2 protein-coding genes are annotated in these 1042 nt (G+C 34.0%); one reads left to right on the top strand and one right to left on the bottom strand.

What is annotated here, in order from left to right:
• The coding region (locus tag ABZ857_RS44380; RefSeq protein WP_357057011.1) for a hypothetical protein at positions 1 to 187 on the top strand (187 nt) is incomplete at its 5' end.
• A 16-nt stretch (positions 188 to 203) separates the two neighbouring features.
• Here the strand turns inward: ABZ857_RS44380 and ABZ857_RS44385 are convergent.
• A complete protein-coding gene (locus ABZ857_RS44385) occupies positions 204 to 809 on the bottom strand; it encodes a dienelactone hydrolase family protein (protein WP_063284065.1) in 606 nt (201 codons plus the stop codon).
• Positions 810 to 1042 lie beyond the last annotated feature (233 nt).

Raw genomic sequence — 1042 nt, forward strand, 5'->3', positions numbered from 1 at the left:
CGTGCCCACCACCTGGGACCAGCTCAAGGCGGTGAGCGAGAAGATCAAGGCCAAGGGCGTCACGCCGCTCGCGATCGGCGACACGCGCGACCGGGACATTAGAAGCTTATTGTCAGTTTCAATAATACATCCAGTTACAGTTTACAAGACAATCTCCTACCATAGCTCTTTAGTGGTATCAGCATAAATTTATCATTCCATTACTAAAAGTTACTTAAAAATCCTTTTACTTTCTCATACATATTTTGAGTTTCTATATCATTATATTCTAATAGCAATTCAGGATCAGAAAACAAATATCCTTCTCCTTCATATTCATAGAATTCCAACTTAGCGCCTGAATTTTCTATTTCATTCAGGAATTCTTGTAAAATTTCTTCATCTTCTAGTTTCCACGGATCTTCTTTAGAATAATGGATTTGGATGGGGAGATTTGATGGCCACCCCTCATAGCCAAACATTTTAACTGGCATTCCACCATGTAACAATATGGTTCCAACTGTCTCTGGAATTTTTAGCGAAAGCCACTCTGCTAAATTACAACCATTTGAAAAACCAATAAAGATAACCGGTTTCTTACCATTCTTCTTGTGTTCTTCCTCGAACATCGCATAGGCTTTCTTTTCTAAACCATCTTCTCCAAATGTTCCGAGAAAAGCCATAGCTGTTTTATAATCATCAAATTTCTTTCCTTCATACAAATCAGGAATGATAACATCAAAACCTTCTTTTTTTATAACCTCTGACAAATTTAATTCAGACCCTCTTATTCCAAGTACTGAATGATAGATAAAAACAATTGGCTTCATATAATCCTCCTAGTTAAACTGAATTTACCGATTTATATTTCTATAATGATATTAGAATAATAACAAGACCCATCAGACTTAATCTCATATTATTCACCGTAATTAAAGTCTGATTTCACATTATTAACATGTATTTTCTAAAGTATATCAAATAACTATTCTATTTACAATTCCTTCAATTCTAATATACTACAGTACAGATAAATTAGTAATTTTCAAGTTATTATATAGTT

The organism is Microbispora sp. NPDC046933, assembly GCF_040644635.1.
Classification (GTDB): Bacteria; Actinomycetota; Actinomycetes; order Streptosporangiales; family Streptosporangiaceae; genus Microbispora.

Excerpts from the sequence above, each read along its gene's own strand:
- ABZ857_RS44385 (WP_063284065.1), bottom strand. The coding sequence starts at position 809 with ATGAAGCCAATTGTTTTTATCTATCATTCAGTACTTGGAATAAGAGGG.